The organism is Luteibacter sp. (assembly GCF_051958795.1).
Lineage (GTDB): Bacteria > Pseudomonadota > Gammaproteobacteria > Xanthomonadales > Rhodanobacteraceae > Luteibacter.
In genome coordinates this window covers 1-15,980 of sequence record NZ_JBQCFT010000222.1, presented here as the reverse complement: position 1 = coordinate 15,980, position 15,980 = coordinate 1, and the positions used below count along the sequence as shown (strand labels likewise).

Below are 15,980 nucleotides of genomic sequence, written 5' to 3'. Positions count from 1 at the left end.
GCCGCGCTCGGCGGCGCCTAGCGCGGATAGAGCGGGGGCAGGCCGCCCCCGTCCCCGGGCCCTGCCACGTGCGCCCAGTCGAAGCCGCTGGCGAAAGCGTCCCGGAGCATCACGGGGTCGATGGTCCCCTGGCCGAAACGAGCACGCTGGAACAACCCGAGTACTTCGCGCTGACGGCCCGGCTGGAGGGCCAGCGCGAGGTCACCGATGCTACGGATGTCCGGGCGCGCGGAACGTGCCCACGCGAGGAGCGCGCGCTCCGTCGAAACGAGGTCGTCGCCAGCCGCAGTCTTGAGAAAATGCTCACGCGCGGGCCCCGGTCGTTGCGATTCGGCCGGCGACATGCGCGGTGCATCCACCAGCGGCGGCCGCCCATGTCGACGCGCCCAGAAAAACCATGCGGCAAGCGTGAGCAGCCACAAAAGGACGGCCACCGCGGCAAGCCATGCCCACGGGGATCCCGTGGCGGCGACCGGCGCTGGCGCCTGCGTCGCGGCGGCCGAGGTCGCCGCGGCTGGTGCAGCGGGAGTAGCTGCGATTGCCGGCGGTGTGTTCGTGGCGCCCGCCGCCCCGGCGGCGACCTCGATATCGCGGGCCGGGATCGTCGCGGTCTGCGCCTTGTCGGTCGCCACGTTCCACCAGTGCAGCGTGGTTTCGGGGATGTGCAGCGTGCCCTGACGCGTAGGCACCACCGCGAAGCCCTGCTGGCGACGGCCGGTGATCCAGGGGCCGCTGGTGCTGCTGCCGGTCACCGCCTTGTCGGGGTAGACATCGGCGCCGTCGAGTTTCGGCAATGACAACGCCGGCAATGCTTCGAACGGCAGGCCGATCGCATCCATGCGCATGTTCAGGGTGATCGGCTGGCCCACCCGCGCCTTGCCGTCGGCGGGGAAGCCATCGAGCGAGAGCGTGAGGCTGCGCGCGGGCAACCACGCGCCATCCGGCGCGCCAGCCGGTCGCGCGCGCACTTCGACGTGCTCTGGCTCCGCGACCGCGCTCACCGGCTGCCCCGCACCGAAAAAGGAGTTGACGTCAGTGGGATCGACGGCCGTTCCCTGGAAACCGGGCGCCTTGATCTCGAGCGCACCCGGATGCTGCGGGATGATGGCGTAGTGACGCTCGACGACGTTGAATCGCCGGCCGCCGCGCGTGCTCTGGTAGTTAGCGTCCGAACCGATGCGGCGGATTTCCGCGCCTTCGGCGGAAGGGTCGCCGAGCTGGCCGTCGGCGAGGTTCACCGCGAAATACAGGCGCAGCGTGTAATCGAACTGTTGGCCGACATACCCCGCGGACGGCTCGACCTTGCCCTCGAGCACGACGGGCCGGTTCGCCGCGTCAGCGGGCGCGCTACCGGCAGCTTCGACGGTAAGCGCGAGCGGCTGGGTGGCCTGGCCGTCGATCGTCAGCGCGGGCACGGTGAGCTGCCCTTCGCGCTTCGGACGCAGCGCGATGCCGAGGATCGTGTGGGCCTCGCGCCTTCCGTTGGTGATGCTCAGCGTGTGGTTGGTCGATGTGCCGAGCACAATGAAATCCGCGCCCAGCGGCGAGAGGTCGGGGTTACCCAACTCATCCTCGCCCACCTCGATATTGAGCGTGACCGTTTCACCGCTGCCCACGCGCGCGCGATCGAGCGATGCCACGGGTGCGGCCGCCTGCGCATGCGCAACGGCGACGACCAGTGAAAGCGCAAGGGCCAGCCATGCATGGCGCATCATCATTCCTCCGGGACAGCGCCATGGCGGCGCTGGTATTCGAGCATGAACTTGCTGCGCAGCAGGGCGCCCGGGTCATCCGGTACACGCATCAGCTGGCGGCGGACATCGGCGGGCAGTTTCGACGAGGCCTCGGATTCGGACAACTGGCCGAGGTCGTGCTGTTCGCCCTTGTCCGCTTGCTCCTGACCCGCGAGCGCCGCATCCATTTTCTGCTTCAGCGCCTGCTGCGCCTGCTCGGCTTCAGCACGATCGGCGGCCGACTTGCCGTTCGCATCGCCCTGCGGCGGCTGCGCCTTGCCCGCATCGGTACCCTTGTCCTTGCCCTCGCCCTCGCCCGCCTGGCCCTGCGCGGGCGGCTGCGATGCAGCCTGGTCCTGGCCGCCGGAGGATTGCCCGCCCTGCTGGCCCTTCGACGCATCATCCTGCTGGCCCTGCTGCCCTTGCTGGCCCTGCTGGTTCTGGCCCTGGTTCCCCGGCTTGTTGTCCGGCTTGCCCTTGTTCTGGCCCTTCGCGCCGTTGTCGTCCTTCTTCTGCTCTTGCTGCTGCTTCAGGAAGTCCTCGATCGCCTTGCGATTCGCCGCCGCATCCGCGTTCGCCGGGTTCGCCTTCAGCGCGCGATCGTAGGCTGCGATCGCCTCGTCGTACTGCCGCTGTTTCGCGAGCGCATTGCCCAGGTTGTACTGGCCATCGCTGTCGTGCGTGTTGCGCAACGAGGCCTCCGCAGCGGCGAAGTCACCCGCGCGAAACGCGGCCGCACCCTTCAGGCCGTTGCTGCTGGCAAGAGCCTGCGCCTGCTTCGCATCGCCCTTTGCCAGCGCCGCGGCGGCCTGCTGGTCGCGCGTGCGGAAAACGTTCGTCGGCGATGCCGCGTGCGACGGCGCAACCGGCAGCACCGCGAGGACGAGCACCAGCAGCCAGCCACGCCGGAAGCCCAGCGCGACCAGCGGCAACAAGGGCAGGAGGAACCACGGACCGCGATCTTCCCAACGGGCGGTACTCGCGCCATCTTCCGCCTTGACCTTTCCGGCGTCGCGCAGGGCCGATGCCATCGCCGTGATGTCCGCCCGATCATCCGACGCGACGGCGAAGGTACCCGAGCCAGCAGCCGCGAGCGCGCGCAACGATGCGTCGTCGCGCGGTGCCATCACGATCGCACCCTGCTCATCCTTCAGGAACTGGCCGTCGCCGGTGGTGATCGGCCCGCCGCGTGGCGTACCGATGCCCAGCACGGATACGCGATCGCCCGCGGCGACGGCGCGCCGCGCGGCAGCCTGTGCGCCCGCGTCCACGCGATCAGCCACCACGACGATCGAGCCGCCGCGTACGTCCGCATGTCGGATGAGTTCCACGGCCTGGTCGATCGCCTTGCCGGCATCGTCGCCACCGACCGGCATCGTATCGGGCGCCAGCGCCGCGAGCAGGTCATCCACGCTGTGCGCGTCGGTGGTCAGCGGGGCCACGGTGAAGGCCTCGCCGGTATAGGCGATGAGGGCGTTCATGCCGTCGCCATTCGCCGCGTAGAGTTCTCGCACTTTGTAGCGTGCGCGGCTGAGGCGGTCGGGGACGACATCGCGCGCGAGCATGCGTGGTGACATCGAAACGACCACGACCTGCGCGGCGCGCTCACTGAAGAGTTGCTCGTTGCTGTGGCTCCACGTCGGGCCGGCCAGCGCAAGGATCGCAAGCACGGCCGCCGACACGGCGGCCCACGCGGGCCAGCGTGATGCGCGTGGCGTGCCGTCCAGCAGGTACGGCAACAAGGCCGGGTCGGCCAGGCGCGAGAGCACGCGCACTTCGGGCGAACGCCGCAGCATGGCCCATGCGAGGAGCGGCACGAGCAGCAGCAACCACAACCAGTGCGGCTGGAGGAAATGGAATGGACCGAGGATGGTGCTCATGCCGCGGCCCTCGCCGGCAACCAGCGCGGGAGCAGCGCGATGACGAGCAGGACCACGCCGGCAAGGAGCGGCCAACGGAACAACTCGTCGCGCGGCCGGAGCGATGCGCCCTGGCGCGGCACGGGTTCGAGCTCGTCGATCTGGCGATAGGCCTTCGCCAGCTCCTCGGTGTCAGTCGCGCGGAAGAACCGACCACCCGTCTGGTTCGCGATATCGGTCAACATGCCGACATCGAGATCCGCCGAAGGGTTCTCGATGCGCGAGCCGAAGAAGTCAGGTACGCGCATGGCCGTCGCGCCAATGCCAATGGTGTACACGCGCACGCCAGCGGCCTTCGCGGCACGTGCGGCCTCGCGCGGCGCGATGGCCCCGGCGTTGTTAACGCCATCGGTCAGCAGAACGAGTACGCGGGCTTGCTGCGGCAGGTCGGCGAGGCGCTTGACGGCAACCGCGATCGAATCGCCGATGGCGGTCTCGCGCCCCGGCAGGCCTACCACCGCGTCGTGCAACTGGGCACGCACCGCATCGAGGTCGTAGGTAAGCGGCGTGACCAGGTAGGCCTGCGACCCGAACAGGATGAGGCCCAGCTCGTCGCCGGCCCGGCGATCGATGAAGTCGCCGGCGATGGCCTCGACCGCGGCGAAACGCGTGACCTGGCGGCCGGCGAGGGTCATGTCATCGAGTGACATGCTTCCGGAAAGATCCACGGCAAGCATCGTCGCGCGGCCACTCCGCTTCTGCGGCTCGGGCGGACCCAGGTGCTGCGGACGCGCGGCAGCGGTCACCAGGCAGGCCCACGCGAACAACATGAGCGCGGACACGGCGAACGATGCACGGTTCGCCGACGCCTGCATCAGCGTGATCCCTGGCTGCGGCAGGCTCAATGCCTGCCCTGGCCGCACGGGCCGGAGCACGCGGCGCAGGATCCACGGCAGCGGCAAGGCCAGGAACAGCCACGGCCACGCGAACTCAGGAAGCGACATATGCCCTCCCCCTGGTATGCCGCGCACGGCGGGAGAGCACGTCGCGCACCCAGCCCTCGACGTCCTTGTGCACGGCATCCACGTCCAGCGCCGCGCGCGGTTGATAGATCATGTCGCCCAGCGCCACGAGACGCGAAACATCACGGGATGGCGCCAAGCCAGCCAATGCGTCATGCCATGCATTCGCGGACGAAGTGACGGAGTGCGGATCGCGCGTGCGCGCCACGCGGCGAAGCAGTGCGTGCGCGGTCGCGGCGAATGCCGCGCTGTCGCCATCCGATGCATGGCGCGCGCGTGCGTCATGCAGGTCGGCGAGCACGACATCGATGAATTGCCTGCGCCGCGCACGGCGACGCCAAAGCCATGCCACGACCAGCAGCGCGAGGACCACCAGCGCGGCCAACACCCACCAGCCCGGTGCCAGCGGCCACCACGACACGTGCGGCACGTGGATATCACGAAGCTGGGGTTCCTGCGGGGGCATCAACGCTTCCTCGCCGCGCCGAGCAGGTCGATGACGGCATCGAGCGGATCAGCCGACGTATCCAGCGTGCGCTGGCGCAGGCCCAACTGGCTCGCGAGCTGTCCAAGGCGCGCGCGGCCCGCGCCCAGGGTGTGGGCGAATTCCGCACGCTGGCGTTCACCATGCAGGGCGAGGTCGTAGTGCACGCCGCGGTGCGCGAACGGGTAGCGGCCTGCCGGGGGCTCGGCCATTTCGAGCGGGTCGGCCACGGTGATGATGCGGACCTCGGCCTTGTTCACCAGGCCGAGCATGCGGCCATAAGCCGCCTCGTCCACGGCAAAGCCATCGCTGATGAGCAGCACGCGCGACGCTCCGTGCATGAGGCGCCCAGCGCGCTGCAGCGCCGCGGAAAGGCTTTCGTCGGCGCCGGCTGGCATCGCGTCCCATGTCGCAAGCGCGCCACATACGCCCAGCGCACCACGCGGGCCGCCCTGGGGCCGTAGCAGGTGCCGCGAGCCGCCAAACGCGAGCACACCCACGCGATCGCCGCCGCGGATCGCGTACCACGCGGCCGTGGCAGCGACCCGCGCGGCCTGTACGGATTTGAAGCGCGCCCGCGTACCGAAACGCATGCTCGCATTGGTATCCAGCAGGACCAGCAGGCGGCCCTCGCGCTCTTCCTGGAACAGCTTCGTGTGTGCGACACCACTGCGGGCAGTCAACCGCCAGTCCATGCGGCGGACATCATCGCCGGCCTGGTAGACCCGCGATTCCGCGTAATCCATGCCACGGCCATGCAGCCGACCCGGGCGCTGGCCACTGCGTGGCGCCCGAGACACCAGGGGCGGCGGCGCGGCACGCGTGACCCGAGACCGCAGCGCGAGCAGCTCGGGCAGCGCGACGTTTACGCGGGGATCGGCGACGACAGGAACGGCGCTCACGGCAGCGGCACGAGGTCCAGCAAGCGGTCAATCACCGTGTCGACCCGCACACCTTCTGCCTCGGCCTCGTAGCTGGGCAGCACGCGGTGGCGGAGCACCTCGTGCGCGATGGCATGGACATCCTCGGGCAGCGCGTAGTCGCGCCCGGCCAGCCAGGCGTGCGCGCGGGCGCAGCGGTCGAGCGCGATGGTGGCACGCGGGCTGGCGCCCCAGGCGATCCAGCGAGCCAGCTCCGGGCCGTAGCGCCCCGCCTCGCGCGTAGCGACGACCAGCTGCGTGATGTAGAGCTCGAGCGGCGCCGCCATATGGACGGCGAGCACGGCGTCGCGCGCCGCAAACACATCGGCGGGCCGCAGCATGTGTGCGGGCGGCGGCGCGGGGTGCATCGATTCCCGCGCCTGCTCGCGGGCCAGCCGGAGGATGGCGAGCTCGGCGTCCGCATCGGGGTAACCGATGGTGACGTGCATCAGGAAGCGATCGAGCTGGGCTTCCGGCAACGCGAAGGTGCCCTCCTGCTCGATCGGGTTCTGGGTGGCCATGACCATGAACAGCTCGGGCAGCGGCCAGGTCCGGCGGCCGATCGTGATCTGGCGCTCCGCCATGGCTTCGAGCAGGGCCGACTGCACCTTGGCCGGCGCGCGATTGATCTCATCGGCGAGCACGATGTTGTGGAACATCGGGCCGCGCTCGAACTCGAACGTGCCGGTCTGCGGACGGAAAATGTCCGTACCGGTCAGGTCGGCGGGCAGGAGGTCGGGGGTGAACTGGACGCGGTGGAAGTCAGCCTCCACGCGGGTCGCGAGCGCCTTGATCGCCGTGGTCTTCGCCAGGCCCGGGGCGCCTTCCACGAGCAGGTGGCCATCGGCCAACAGGGCAATCAGCAGGCATTCCACAAGATGGGGCTGGCCGATGATGCCGCGGGACAATTCCTCGCGCAGGCGGACGAAGGCCTCCTGTAGGGGCGTCGTGGCGACGGGCTGGGTCTCGGGCATGGCGGTGGCTCGGAAAGCGGACGACAGGCCCGATGAGACCACAGCGACGCCATAAAGTTTAGGGCCGGAAGTCGGGGCCAAAAAAAGGGGCGGCCCGTCGAGGCCGCCCCTGGGTACTGCCGGAAAGCGATTTTCCGTTACTGCAGCGTGTTGCTGAGGATGCGCGGCGTCACGAAGATCAGCAGCTCAGCCTTGTCGTTCTGGCGCGAGGTATTGCGGAAGAGGACGCCGATACCCGGGATGTCGCCGAGGCCAGGGACCTTCTTCGTCGTGTTGGCCTTGGTGATCTCGTAGATGCCGCCGAGGACCACGGTCTGGCCGTTATCCACGAGCACCGAGGTGTTGATCTCGCGGGTATCGATCGACGGGACGAAGCCACCACCCGGCGACGGCGTGTTGCCGGCGAGGGCGTCCTTCTTCACGTTGATCTTCAGGTACACGCGGCTGTCGGCGGTAATCGTCGGGGTCACGCGCAGCTCGAGCACGGCGTCCTTGAACTGCACCGTGGCGTTCTGCGCGCCACCACCCGAGCTGGACGCCTGGTAGGTGACGTAGCCGATCTCGGTACCCTGCTTGATCACGGCTTCCTGCTGGTTGGCCGTGATGACGCGCGGACTGGAGATCACTTCGCTGCGGCCTTCGGTCTGCGCGGCCGAGAGTTCCAGGTCGACCAGGTAGTTCGAGCCGAGGATCGCGAGGCCGAGGCTGCCGGCCGGGTTCGAGACCGGCAGGTTGACGTTGTAGCCACCCGGATAGGTGATCGTGGTCGGCGTCGGCGTGCCACTCAGCGGATGGTTCGCGTTCCAGATCTGCGTGGCGAGGCCAGCCGCGCCCTGGTTCGGCGCCGTGCCGCTGCTCAGGTCCGGCGTGGTGCTGATCACCTGGCCGCTCGGGTTGGTCCGGTTCGCCTGCACACCCCAGCGGACGCCGAGGTCACGGGTAAACGTATCCGTGGCCACCACGATGCGCGACTCGATCAGCACCTGCTGCACCGGGCGATCGAGCGTGCCGATCAGCTCTCGCAGGTCGCGGATCTTCTCAGGCGTATCGTTGATCAGCAGGGTGTTGGTGCGCTCATCGAACGAGACGCTGCCGCGCGAAGAGAGGAAGCCACGGGTGCTGTTGCCGCCCGAGCTCCCACCGCCGCCGGTCAGGCTGCCCTGGGTCAGCAGCTTGGCGATGTCTTCGGCCTTGCCATAGCTGATCGGGATGTAGTCCGCGACGAGCTCGGCATTATCTTCCGCCTTCTGGCGCGCATCGGCGAGGCTCTGCTCGTAGGTGGCCAGTTCCGCCTGCGGAGCGATCCAGATGACGTTGCCGCTGCGGCGCTTGTCCAGACCCTTAGCACGCAGGATCACATCCAGCGCCTGGTCCCACGGCGTGTTTACCAGGCGGAGCGTGACGCTGCCACCCACGCTGTCCGAAGCCACCAGGTTGAGCTTGGCTTCGTCCGCGATGAGCTGGAGGGCCGAGCGGACCGGGATGTCCTGGAAGTTGAAGGTCAGGCGCGTGCCCGCATAGGTCGGTTCCTGACCCTTCGCGGCCTTGCCGGTCAGCGGGGCGGCCTTCTTGGGAGCCACTTCGATGACGTACTCGGTGCCGCTCTGGTAGGCCGAGACCTCGGTATCACCCCGGGTCTTGATCTCCATGCGGGTTCCGCCCGGAACCGACGACGACTGGATCGACTGCACCGGCGTGGCGAAGTCGAGCACGTCGAGGCGCTGGGCAAGCTTGGCCGGGAGCGTTGCGCCGGTGAAGCTGACGACGACGCGGTCGCTTTCGCGACGCATTTCCGGCGTGGTGTTCTCGTTGCCAAGGGTGACGATGACTCGCCCCTGGCCTGTGTCGCCGCGGCGGAAGTCGATGTTGGAGAGTGGCGTACCCGCACTGGACGGAAGCGCCTTGGTCGGGTCGGACGCGATCGCCGTGGTGGTCGTCGCGCCCGTCGGGCCGTTGTTAACGGTGACTATCAGGTTGTTGCCGTCGACACGGGTCTTGTAGGCCGAGTCGCGGAAGAGCTCAACCGTGACGCGGGTGCGCCCACCGGCAGAGACCACCGAGACACCGGAGGGCGAACCCTTGCCGACGTCCAGGTGGCGCGTCGAGAACGCGTTGGTGGTGTCCGGCAGGTCAATGGCGATGCGCGGTGGATTCGTGGTCGTGAAGACCTTCGGCTCCGGCGCGTGGCCCGAGAAGGCGAGTGTCAGCTCGACGCGGCCGCCAGGCTGCGCATCGTAGGTGACGTTCTTGAGCGCCGTTTCGGCCGCCGCGCTGCCGGCAAACCCCCAGGCCGCGACCAGCGCGACCGCGAGGGTCCAGCGCCGCGTGCGATGGCGCGCGCTACCCGGCAGATGAGTGGAATTGGTCGTCATGTGCTTCATCCCCGAGTTCTTATTTGTCGCCGACCGCGATGCTTGCCGGACGCTCCATCCAGCCGCCGGTGCCGTTCGACACCAGTTCGACCAGATCGATGCGGTCTTCCCCCACGGCCGTGACGCGGCCGTACGACTGCCCCATGTACTCATTGCGATGCACCCGATGGATCACCCCGCCCGGGTCCTTCACGAGGGCCTCCAGGCTGGGTCCCGCACCGACCGTGCCAACCATCTTCAACGTATCCAGCGAGAACATTTCCAGCGGCTCCTTCGGACGGTTCTCGTCCGGACGGGGCCCGCTGCCTGCGCTGTTCTCCATTTCAGCCGTGCTCGGGCTGAACGGATCACGGGCGGTCTGGTCCTGGTACGCAAACGTTTCGAAGGTGCGGATCACCGGCAACGGTGGGATCGGCTCGCCCTTCTTGTGCTTCTCGGCGTCGACCCAGTCGCGCAGGTCGGATTGCCCGCGCGTGCAACCGGCCAGCGCGACGATGGCGAGGCTGGCGGCCGCGAGGCGGAGGTGGATGTGACGGGCGCTGGTCACTTGGCACCCCCTGCCGGATTGTTGTTCTGCTGTGCCGCGGCCTCGTCATCCTCGAGGTAGCGGTATGTCTTCACGGTGCCCTGCAGGACGAGCTGTCCCGAGTTGCTGCCCTTGGTTGTGTCCTTCGGCTTCAGGGACACGTCGTGCAGCGTCAGGATCACCACGCGCGGAAGCGATGCCACGCCGCTGATGAACGTACCGAACTGGTGGTAGGTACCCACCATGCGGAGCGTGATCGGCTTCTCGGCGTAGAAGTCCTTGGGTGTTTCCGGGCCCGGCTGGAACAGGTCGGATTCCAGGCCGGCGGCCAGTGCCGTCTGCGAGATATCCACGAGCAGTTCGGGCATTTCGGTCTTGCTGGGCAACTGGCGGAGCAGCTGGCGGAGCATGTCCTGCATCTCTGCAAGCTGCTGTTCCAGCGCTTCAAGGTTCGCGGACTTGGCCTGCTTCTGCGAAAACTCGCCCTTCAGCGATTCTTCCTTCGCCTCGGCACTGGCCAGTTCATCCTGCTGCGAGCTGATCTCGAAATACCAGCCCGCCGCGACCACGACCACGAAGACCAGGCCGGTGAAGAACATCTTGACCGACTTCGGCCAGCCGCCGACGTTGTTGCGATCAAGATTGCGCAGTTCGTCGAAGAAACTCATGGCTTGGCTCCTGCCGGTGCGGCTGCGGAGGTCGCCGGAGTCGCCGCGGCGGCCGGAGCGGTAGCGTTGTGCGCTGTTGCCGCAGCGGCCGGTGCGCCCGTGACGGCCGTGGCAGCCTGGGCCAGCGGTGCGGGAACGGCAGGCGCCGCGCCCGTGCCGACCGGCGGTGTCGCCACCGTCGCCGACGACGCAGGTGCATCTGCGCTAGGCGTGTTCAGTTTCACGTCCAGGCCGAACGAGTACGGCATGCGCGAGTCGTCGTGGGTGTTTTCCGTCTTGCGGAGATCCGCATGACCCATCCAGGGCGAGGCCTCGATGTTGCGCATGTACTCGGCCACGCTGGAGTTGGACTGGGCGACGCCATCCAGCGACATCGAATCGCCGGATTGCTTCATGGAACCCAGGCGAGCGCTTGCCGGGATCGTCTTCACGAGTTCGTCGAACAGGTGGACCATCTGCGAACGGTTCGCCTGCAACTGCTCGATGATCTGCTTGCGCTGCAGGAGGCCGGCGCGGACCTTCTCCAGGTCCTTGATCTTGGCGATGCGGTTGTCGAGCTGCTGGATCTCGCCCTGCAGGTACGTATTGCGCTCGCCCTGGTTATCGATGCGGGCGCCCATCCAGTAGGACCAGCCGATCAGGACGACCAGGGCCGCCGCGAAGGCGACACCCAGCTGCATGTAGAACTCGCGTTCCCGCTGCTTGCGGCGCTCGGCGCGCCAGGGAAGTAGGTTGATCCGTGCCATCAGTCGAAGCTCCGCATGGCCAGGCCGACGGCGATCATCAGCGCGGGGGCATCCTGGGCAAGCGTCTGCGCCTGGACCCGGCTGGACAGGGACATGCGAGCCAGCGGGTTGGCGACCACGCAGGGCACGCCAAGCTGCTGCTCGAGGATCTCCGTGATGCCTTCGATCGCAGCGCAGCCACCGGCCAGGACCACCTGGTCGACGCGGCTGTATTCGCTGCCGGCGAAGAAGAACTGGAGCAGGCGACTGACCTGCTGGACCAGGGACTCCTTGAACGGCTCCAGGGCCTCCATCTCATAGGATTCCGGCAGGCCGCCCTTGCGCTTGGCCCTTCCGGCTTCCTCATAGGAGAGCCCGTAGCGGCGCATGATCTCGTCGGTCAGCTGTTTGCCGCCGAAGACCTGCTCGCGCGAGTAGATGGTCCGCTGGTTCTTGAGGACGGCGAGCGTCGTCATGGTGGCGCCGATGTCCACGACTGCCACCAGGGCGTCGCGGGAGACCGCGAGCTGGTCGGCGACCATGGCAAAGGCGTTCTCCATCGCGAAAGCCTCGACGTCGACCACACGGGCGGTCAGGCCGCCCAGGTCGAGCGCGGCGATGCGCATGTCGACGTTCTCGGTGCGCGACGCGGCCAGGAGGATGTTGTTCATCTCCGGGTTGTCGCGAACGGGCCCCAGTACCTCGAAGTCGAGGCTAACTTCCTCGATCGGGTATGGAATGTACTGGTTGGCCTCTACCTGGATCTGGCCCTCGAGGTCGTCCTCGGAGAGGTCGGCCGACATGGGTATGATCCGGGTAATAACCGCCGACCCCGCGACTGCCGCCGCGGCGTGCTTCACCTTGGCGCCGGAGCGTGCCAGGGCGCGACGGATGGCCTCGCCGACGGCCTCGACCTCGACGATGTTCTTTTCGACGACGGCATTGGGCGGCAACGGCTCAACGGCATAGTGCTCGACGCGATAGCGCCCACCTGCCTCACTGAGCTGCAGCAGCTTTACTGCGGTCGAACTGATGTCGACACCGATCAACGGCGCCGCCTTGGGTGTAAAGAGCCCCACTGTGTCCCCCTTCCCCGCGCCTTGTCGGAATTTGGTCTTCGGCGCGAAGGCATTAGATCTAAAACTTAACGGATAAGCAACGGCCCTCCGCGGCCCTTACCGGCACTAATTCACAAATCCTGACGCTGGGTTAGCGTCCCCCCTTCAGACCGGGTCGAACCCCGCTGACCCCTTCCCGGGGGTGGCTAGGCTCTATACTCCCGCTCGACCCAGATGGCGGTGACCCCTCCCCTTCATGCGAATCCTCAAGCGTCTGCTGCGTATTGCGCTGTACCTGACCCTGGCTGGCATCCTTTTCGTGGCGGGCGCCATTGGCGTCGCCTACTGGCTGCTGGCCCCACGCCTGCCTTCCGTGGCGGTCTTGCGTGACTACCATATGCAGGTTCCCCTACGCGTGCTGAGCGCTGACGGCAAGCTGATCGCATCCTTCGGCGAGACCCGACGCATCCCCGTGCGGATCGCTGACGTGCCGGCACGCCTCAAGAATGCTGTCTTATCGGCAGAAGATGGCGATTTCTATAGCCACCCCGGCGTCGACTGGCACGGCATCGCCCGCGCAGGCATCCACGTGATCGTTTCCGGCGGCGACAAGGGGCCCGGCGGCTCCACCATCACCCAGCAGGTGGCGCGCAACTTCTTCCTCAGTCCCGAGAAGCTGTATTCGCGGAAACTGACGGAAATGTTCATCGCGCTGCGCATGGAGAACGAGCTCAGCAAGGACCAGATCCTCGAGCTCTACCTCAACAAGATGTTCCTCGGCCATCGCGCCTATGGCGTCGCTGCCGCAGCCTCGTATTACTACGGCAAGACCCTCGACCAGCTCACCGTGGCCCAGTGCGCCACCATCGCCTCGACGTTCCAGCTGCCGTCGGTGGTCAACCCGCTCAACAACCCCAAGCGGATGATCGCCCGTCGTGACTGGGTCCTTGGCCAGATGCTGGCCAACCGGTTCATCACGCAGGCCGAGCACGACGAGGCGGTCAAGGAGCCGAACGACGCATATCCGCACGAGCAGCAGATCGAGGTCGATGCGCCCTACCTTGCCGAAATGGTGCGCCAGCAGACCCTTGAGAAGCTCGGCAACGACGCCCTGACCGAAGGTTACGTCGTGCACACCACCGTCCCCAGCGAAAGCCAGGCGGCGGCGAACGATGCACTGCGCGGCCGCCTCTCGGCGTACGACCGCCGCCACGGCTACCGCGGACCCGAGGGCCACGAAGAGCTCCCGGCCGGCGCGGGCCCGGAGGATTTCGATCGCGTTCTCGCCGGCTACACGCCGGTCGCAGGCATGATGCCAGCCATCGTCACGGCGACCGGTGCCAAGGAGGCCACGGTGTACGTCAATGCGAAGGAATCGGCGACGCTGAGCCTGGAATCGATCACCTGGGCGCGCCCCTACGTCAACGAAGGCCGTGCCGGCGCCGCGCCCACCCGCGTCGATGCCGTGCTCAAGCGTGGCGATGTGGTCCGCCTGATCCGCAGCGAGAAGGACGATATCTCCGAGGACGCGAAGGCCTCCGACATGGCGGCCACCACCACCGAGGCCAAGCCGGAGTCCAACAAGGGGCTCTGGCGCCTGACGCAGATCCCGGCGGTGCAGGCTGCACTCGTTTCCGTCGACCCTGAAGACGGCGCCGTGCGCGCACTGGTCGGCGGCTTCAGCTTCGCGCGCTCCAAGTTCAACCGCGCCGTCATGGCCGCGCGCCAGCCCGGCTCCAGCTTCAAACCGTATCTCTATTCGGCGGCGTTCGAACGCGGCTTCACGCCCGCCTCGATCGTCAATGACGCGCCGGTGGCATTCCCGGATCCGAGCCGCCCTGATGGTGTGTGGACCCCGTCGAACGATGACGGCAAGTTCAGCGGGCCGATGCGTCTGCGTGAGGCGCTCGTGCAGTCGAAGAACCTCGTGTCGGTGCGCCTGCTCGATGCGATCGGTGTTCGTTACGCGCGCGATTACATGACCCGCTTCGGCTTCACCCCGGATGCGCTCCCGCAGAACCTCTCGCTTGCCCTCGGCACGGCCTCGGTCTCGCCCATGAGCATGGCGCGCGGCTACGCAGTGTTCGCCAACGGCGGTTATCTGGTCACGCCTTACTTCATCTCGCGCATCGACGATCGCGATGGCAACCCGGTGTACGTTGCGAACCCGGAACGCGCCTGCGCGGATTGCCAGGAGCGGCTGCTCAACCCGACGCCGCCCGGTCCGCCGAACCAGCCCAGCACCGCCTCCATCCCGGCGAAACCGGCGACCTCCGCCACCGCGGGCCTTGCGGCTACCGGCGATGCGGTATTGCCCGCGGACTCGCACGACAACACATCGCAGGCGCCCAAGCTGGCTCCGCACGTCATCGATGTGCGCAATGACTATCTCGTGACGTCGCTCATGCAGGACGTGGTGAAGCGCGGCACCGGCTCTGCGGCGCGCGCACTCGGTCGCGACGACATCGCGGGCAAGACCGGCTCGACCAACGACCACCGCGATGCATGGTTCGTTGGCTTCAACGGCGACGTTTCGACCGCGGTGTGGGTCGGCTTCGACGACTTCAGCTCGCTGGGCCGCGGCGAGTTCGGCGCCAAGGCCGCCCTGCCGATCTGGATGGATTACATGGGCGCTGTTTTGAAGGACAAGCCTTCACACGCCATGGCCATGCCCCCGGGCATCGCCACTGTGCAGATCGACCCGGCATCGGGCCTCCCGTCACCCGGCGGCATGAATGAGATCATGAAGGTGGAGGACGTCGATCGCCTCCGCGAACAGGCACAGCAGAAACAGCAGGAGGAGCAGCAGGACCACGCCTACGACATCTTCTGACGCGCGGCACGGCGGCACGCCGTGCGTCCATTGGCAACTCTTTATCACCATACGGGGGTGAGTCATGGCACGAGGCGAACATCACAGGATCCATGCGCAGGACAGGACGCAGCGCAACCGCGTCCTGGTCGCACAGGAGGCGGCGCGCCTGATGAGCGAGCATGGGATTCGTGACTTCCACCACGCGAAACTGAAAGCCGCCGAGCGGCTCGGTATTGTCGACACCCAGGCCCTGCCGCGTAACCAGGAAATCGAGGACGCTCTGCGCGAACACCAGCGCATCTTCCACGGCGACACCCAGCCGCAGGCATTGCGTGCACGCCGCGAAGCCGCGGTGGAAGCCATGCGCTTCCTCCGCGCATTCGATTCACGGCTGGTCGGCGCTGTGCTGGAAGGCACCGCCGATGAACATTCCGCCGTGTGCCTGCACATCTACAGCGATGATCCCGAAGCGCCGGGGCTGTTCCTGCAGGAACAGGGCATCCCCCTCGAAACCCAGACCCGCCGCCTGCGCTGGTCGAACAGCGACCAGAGCGAGCACACGGTGCTGCTGTTCGGTGCGGACGGCATTCCCTTCGACATCACGGTGCTTCCCCTGGACGCGCTACGCCAGGCGCCACTGGACCGCGTGGACGAACGCCCCATGCGCCGCGCCACGCGAGCCATGGTGCAGGAACTGCTCGCTGAAGAAGACATCGCGGCGTTCAACGCGTAAGCCTGACCAGCGGGCCATGGCCTGACTCAGTCCAGGCCTCGATTCTGTGGGAGCGCGCTTGCGCGCGATGGGTGCTTGCCGAAGACCGTAT

General features: G+C 67.5%; 13 protein-coding genes. 2 read left to right on the top strand and 11 right to left on the bottom strand.

What is annotated here, in order from left to right; translation table 11 throughout:
• Positions 1-17: 17 nt before the first annotated feature.
• The 11 genes from ACTHLF_RS11250 to ACTHLF_RS11200 all read right to left on the bottom strand — a co-directional run bounded on the left by ACTHLF_RS11250 (position 18) and on the right by ACTHLF_RS11200 (position 12,362).
• Entirely contained in the window at positions 18-1,718 is a 1,701-nt protein-coding gene (locus ACTHLF_RS11250; protein ID WP_440327432.1) for a BatD family protein, read from the bottom strand.
• Complete coding sequence (locus ACTHLF_RS11245; protein ID WP_440327431.1) at positions 1,715-3,613, bottom strand: tetratricopeptide repeat protein; 1,899 nt, start codon at positions 3,611-3,613, stop codon at positions 1,715-1,717. The genes ACTHLF_RS11250 and ACTHLF_RS11245 overlap by 4 nt, the downstream gene beginning before the upstream one ends.
• On the bottom strand, positions 3,610-4,596 hold the full coding sequence (locus ACTHLF_RS11240; RefSeq protein WP_440327430.1) for a VWA domain-containing protein: 987 nt from the start codon (positions 4,594-4,596) through the stop codon (positions 3,610-3,612). Before ACTHLF_RS11240 ends, ACTHLF_RS11245 begins: the two co-directional genes overlap by 4 nt.
• A complete protein-coding gene (locus ACTHLF_RS11235) occupies positions 4,583-5,080 on the bottom strand; it encodes a DUF4381 family protein (RefSeq protein ID WP_440327429.1) in 498 nt (165 codons plus the stop codon). Before ACTHLF_RS11235 ends, ACTHLF_RS11240 begins: the two co-directional genes overlap by 14 nt.
• Positions 5,080-6,000, bottom strand: a complete 921-nt coding sequence (locus ACTHLF_RS11230; RefSeq protein ID WP_440327428.1) for a DUF58 domain-containing protein — start codon at positions 5,998-6,000, stop codon at positions 5,080-5,082. The genes ACTHLF_RS11235 and ACTHLF_RS11230 overlap by 1 nt, the downstream gene beginning before the upstream one ends.
• A complete protein-coding gene (locus ACTHLF_RS11225) occupies positions 5,997-6,992 on the bottom strand; it encodes an AAA family ATPase (RefSeq protein ID WP_440327427.1) in 996 nt (331 codons plus the stop codon). Before ACTHLF_RS11225 ends, ACTHLF_RS11230 begins: the two co-directional genes overlap by 4 nt.
• Positions 6,993-7,129: 137 nt before the next feature.
• The gene (gene pilQ, locus ACTHLF_RS11220) at positions 7,130-9,364 is read right to left on the bottom strand and encodes a type IV pilus secretin PilQ (RefSeq protein ID WP_440327426.1); all 2,235 of its coding nucleotides are present in this window, start codon (positions 9,362-9,364) and stop codon (positions 7,130-7,132) included.
• A gap of 19 nt (positions 9,365-9,383) precedes the next feature.
• On the bottom strand, positions 9,384-9,911 hold the full coding sequence (locus tag ACTHLF_RS11215; RefSeq protein WP_440327425.1) for a pilus assembly protein PilP: 528 nt from the start codon (positions 9,909-9,911) through the stop codon (positions 9,384-9,386).
• The gene (locus tag ACTHLF_RS11210) at positions 9,908-10,558 is read right to left on the bottom strand and encodes a type 4a pilus biogenesis protein PilO (protein ID WP_440327424.1); all 651 of its coding nucleotides are present in this window, start codon (positions 10,556-10,558) and stop codon (positions 9,908-9,910) included. The genes ACTHLF_RS11215 and ACTHLF_RS11210 overlap by 4 nt, the downstream gene beginning before the upstream one ends.
• Positions 10,555-11,304, bottom strand: coding sequence for a PilN domain-containing protein (locus ACTHLF_RS11205; RefSeq protein WP_440327423.1), 750 nt, complete (start codon positions 11,302-11,304; stop codon positions 10,555-10,557). Before ACTHLF_RS11205 ends, ACTHLF_RS11210 begins: the two co-directional genes overlap by 4 nt.
• Positions 11,304-12,362 carry a pilus assembly protein PilM gene (locus tag ACTHLF_RS11200; protein ID WP_440327422.1) on the bottom strand — a complete coding sequence of 353 codons (1,059 nt, stop codon included), beginning with the start codon at positions 12,360-12,362 and terminating at the stop codon, positions 11,304-11,306. The genes ACTHLF_RS11205 and ACTHLF_RS11200 overlap by 1 nt, the downstream gene beginning before the upstream one ends.
• Before the next feature lie 235 nt (positions 12,363-12,597).
• Here ACTHLF_RS11200 and ACTHLF_RS11195 point away from each other — a divergent pair, with 235 nt between their 5' ends.
• Both ACTHLF_RS11195 and ACTHLF_RS11190 read left to right on the top strand, forming a co-directional pair.
• Entirely contained in the window at positions 12,598-15,174 is a 2,577-nt protein-coding gene (locus ACTHLF_RS11195) for a penicillin-binding protein 1A (RefSeq protein ID WP_440327421.1), read from the top strand.
• A gap of 64 nt (positions 15,175-15,238) precedes the next feature.
• Positions 15,239-15,889 (top strand): hypothetical protein, encoded by a 651-nt coding sequence (locus tag ACTHLF_RS11190; protein WP_440327420.1) that lies wholly within the window; start codon positions 15,239-15,241, stop codon positions 15,887-15,889.
• The last annotated feature ends 91 nt before the right edge of the window (positions 15,890-15,980 follow it).

What these genes read in the sequence shown, in the direction of transcription:
- ACTHLF_RS11250 (WP_440327432.1), bottom strand. Translation starts at nt 1,718, where the DNA reads ATGATGATGCGCCATGCATGGCTGGCCCTTGCGCTTTCACTGGTCGTC.
- ACTHLF_RS11245 (WP_440327431.1), bottom strand. Translation starts at nt 3,613, where the DNA reads ATGAGCACCATCCTCGGTCCATTCCATTTCCTCCAGCCGCACTGGTTG.
- ACTHLF_RS11240 (WP_440327430.1), bottom strand. Translation starts at nt 4,596, where the DNA reads ATGTCGCTTCCTGAGTTCGCGTGGCCGTGGCTGTTCCTGGCCTTGCCG.
- ACTHLF_RS11235 (WP_440327429.1), bottom strand. Translation starts at nt 5,080, where the DNA reads ATGCCCCCGCAGGAACCCCAGCTTCGTGATATCCACGTGCCGCACGTG.
- ACTHLF_RS11225 (WP_440327427.1), bottom strand. Translation starts at nt 6,992, where the DNA reads ATGCCCGAGACCCAGCCCGTCGCCACGACGCCCCTACAGGAGGCCTTC.
- pilQ (WP_440327426.1), bottom strand. Translation starts at nt 9,364, where the DNA reads ATGACGACCAATTCCACTCATCTGCCGGGTAGCGCGCGCCATCGCACG.
- ACTHLF_RS11210 (WP_440327424.1), bottom strand. Translation starts at nt 10,558, where the DNA reads ATGAGTTTCTTCGACGAACTGCGCAATCTTGATCGCAACAACGTCGGC.
- ACTHLF_RS11205 (WP_440327423.1), bottom strand. Translation starts at nt 11,304, where the DNA reads ATGGCACGGATCAACCTACTTCCCTGGCGCGCCGAGCGCCGCAAGCAG.
- ACTHLF_RS11195 (WP_440327421.1), top strand. Translation starts at nt 12,598, where the DNA reads ATGCGAATCCTCAAGCGTCTGCTGCGTATTGCGCTGTACCTGACCCTG.
- ACTHLF_RS11190 (WP_440327420.1), top strand. Translation starts at nt 15,239, where the DNA reads ATGGCACGAGGCGAACATCACAGGATCCATGCGCAGGACAGGACGCAG.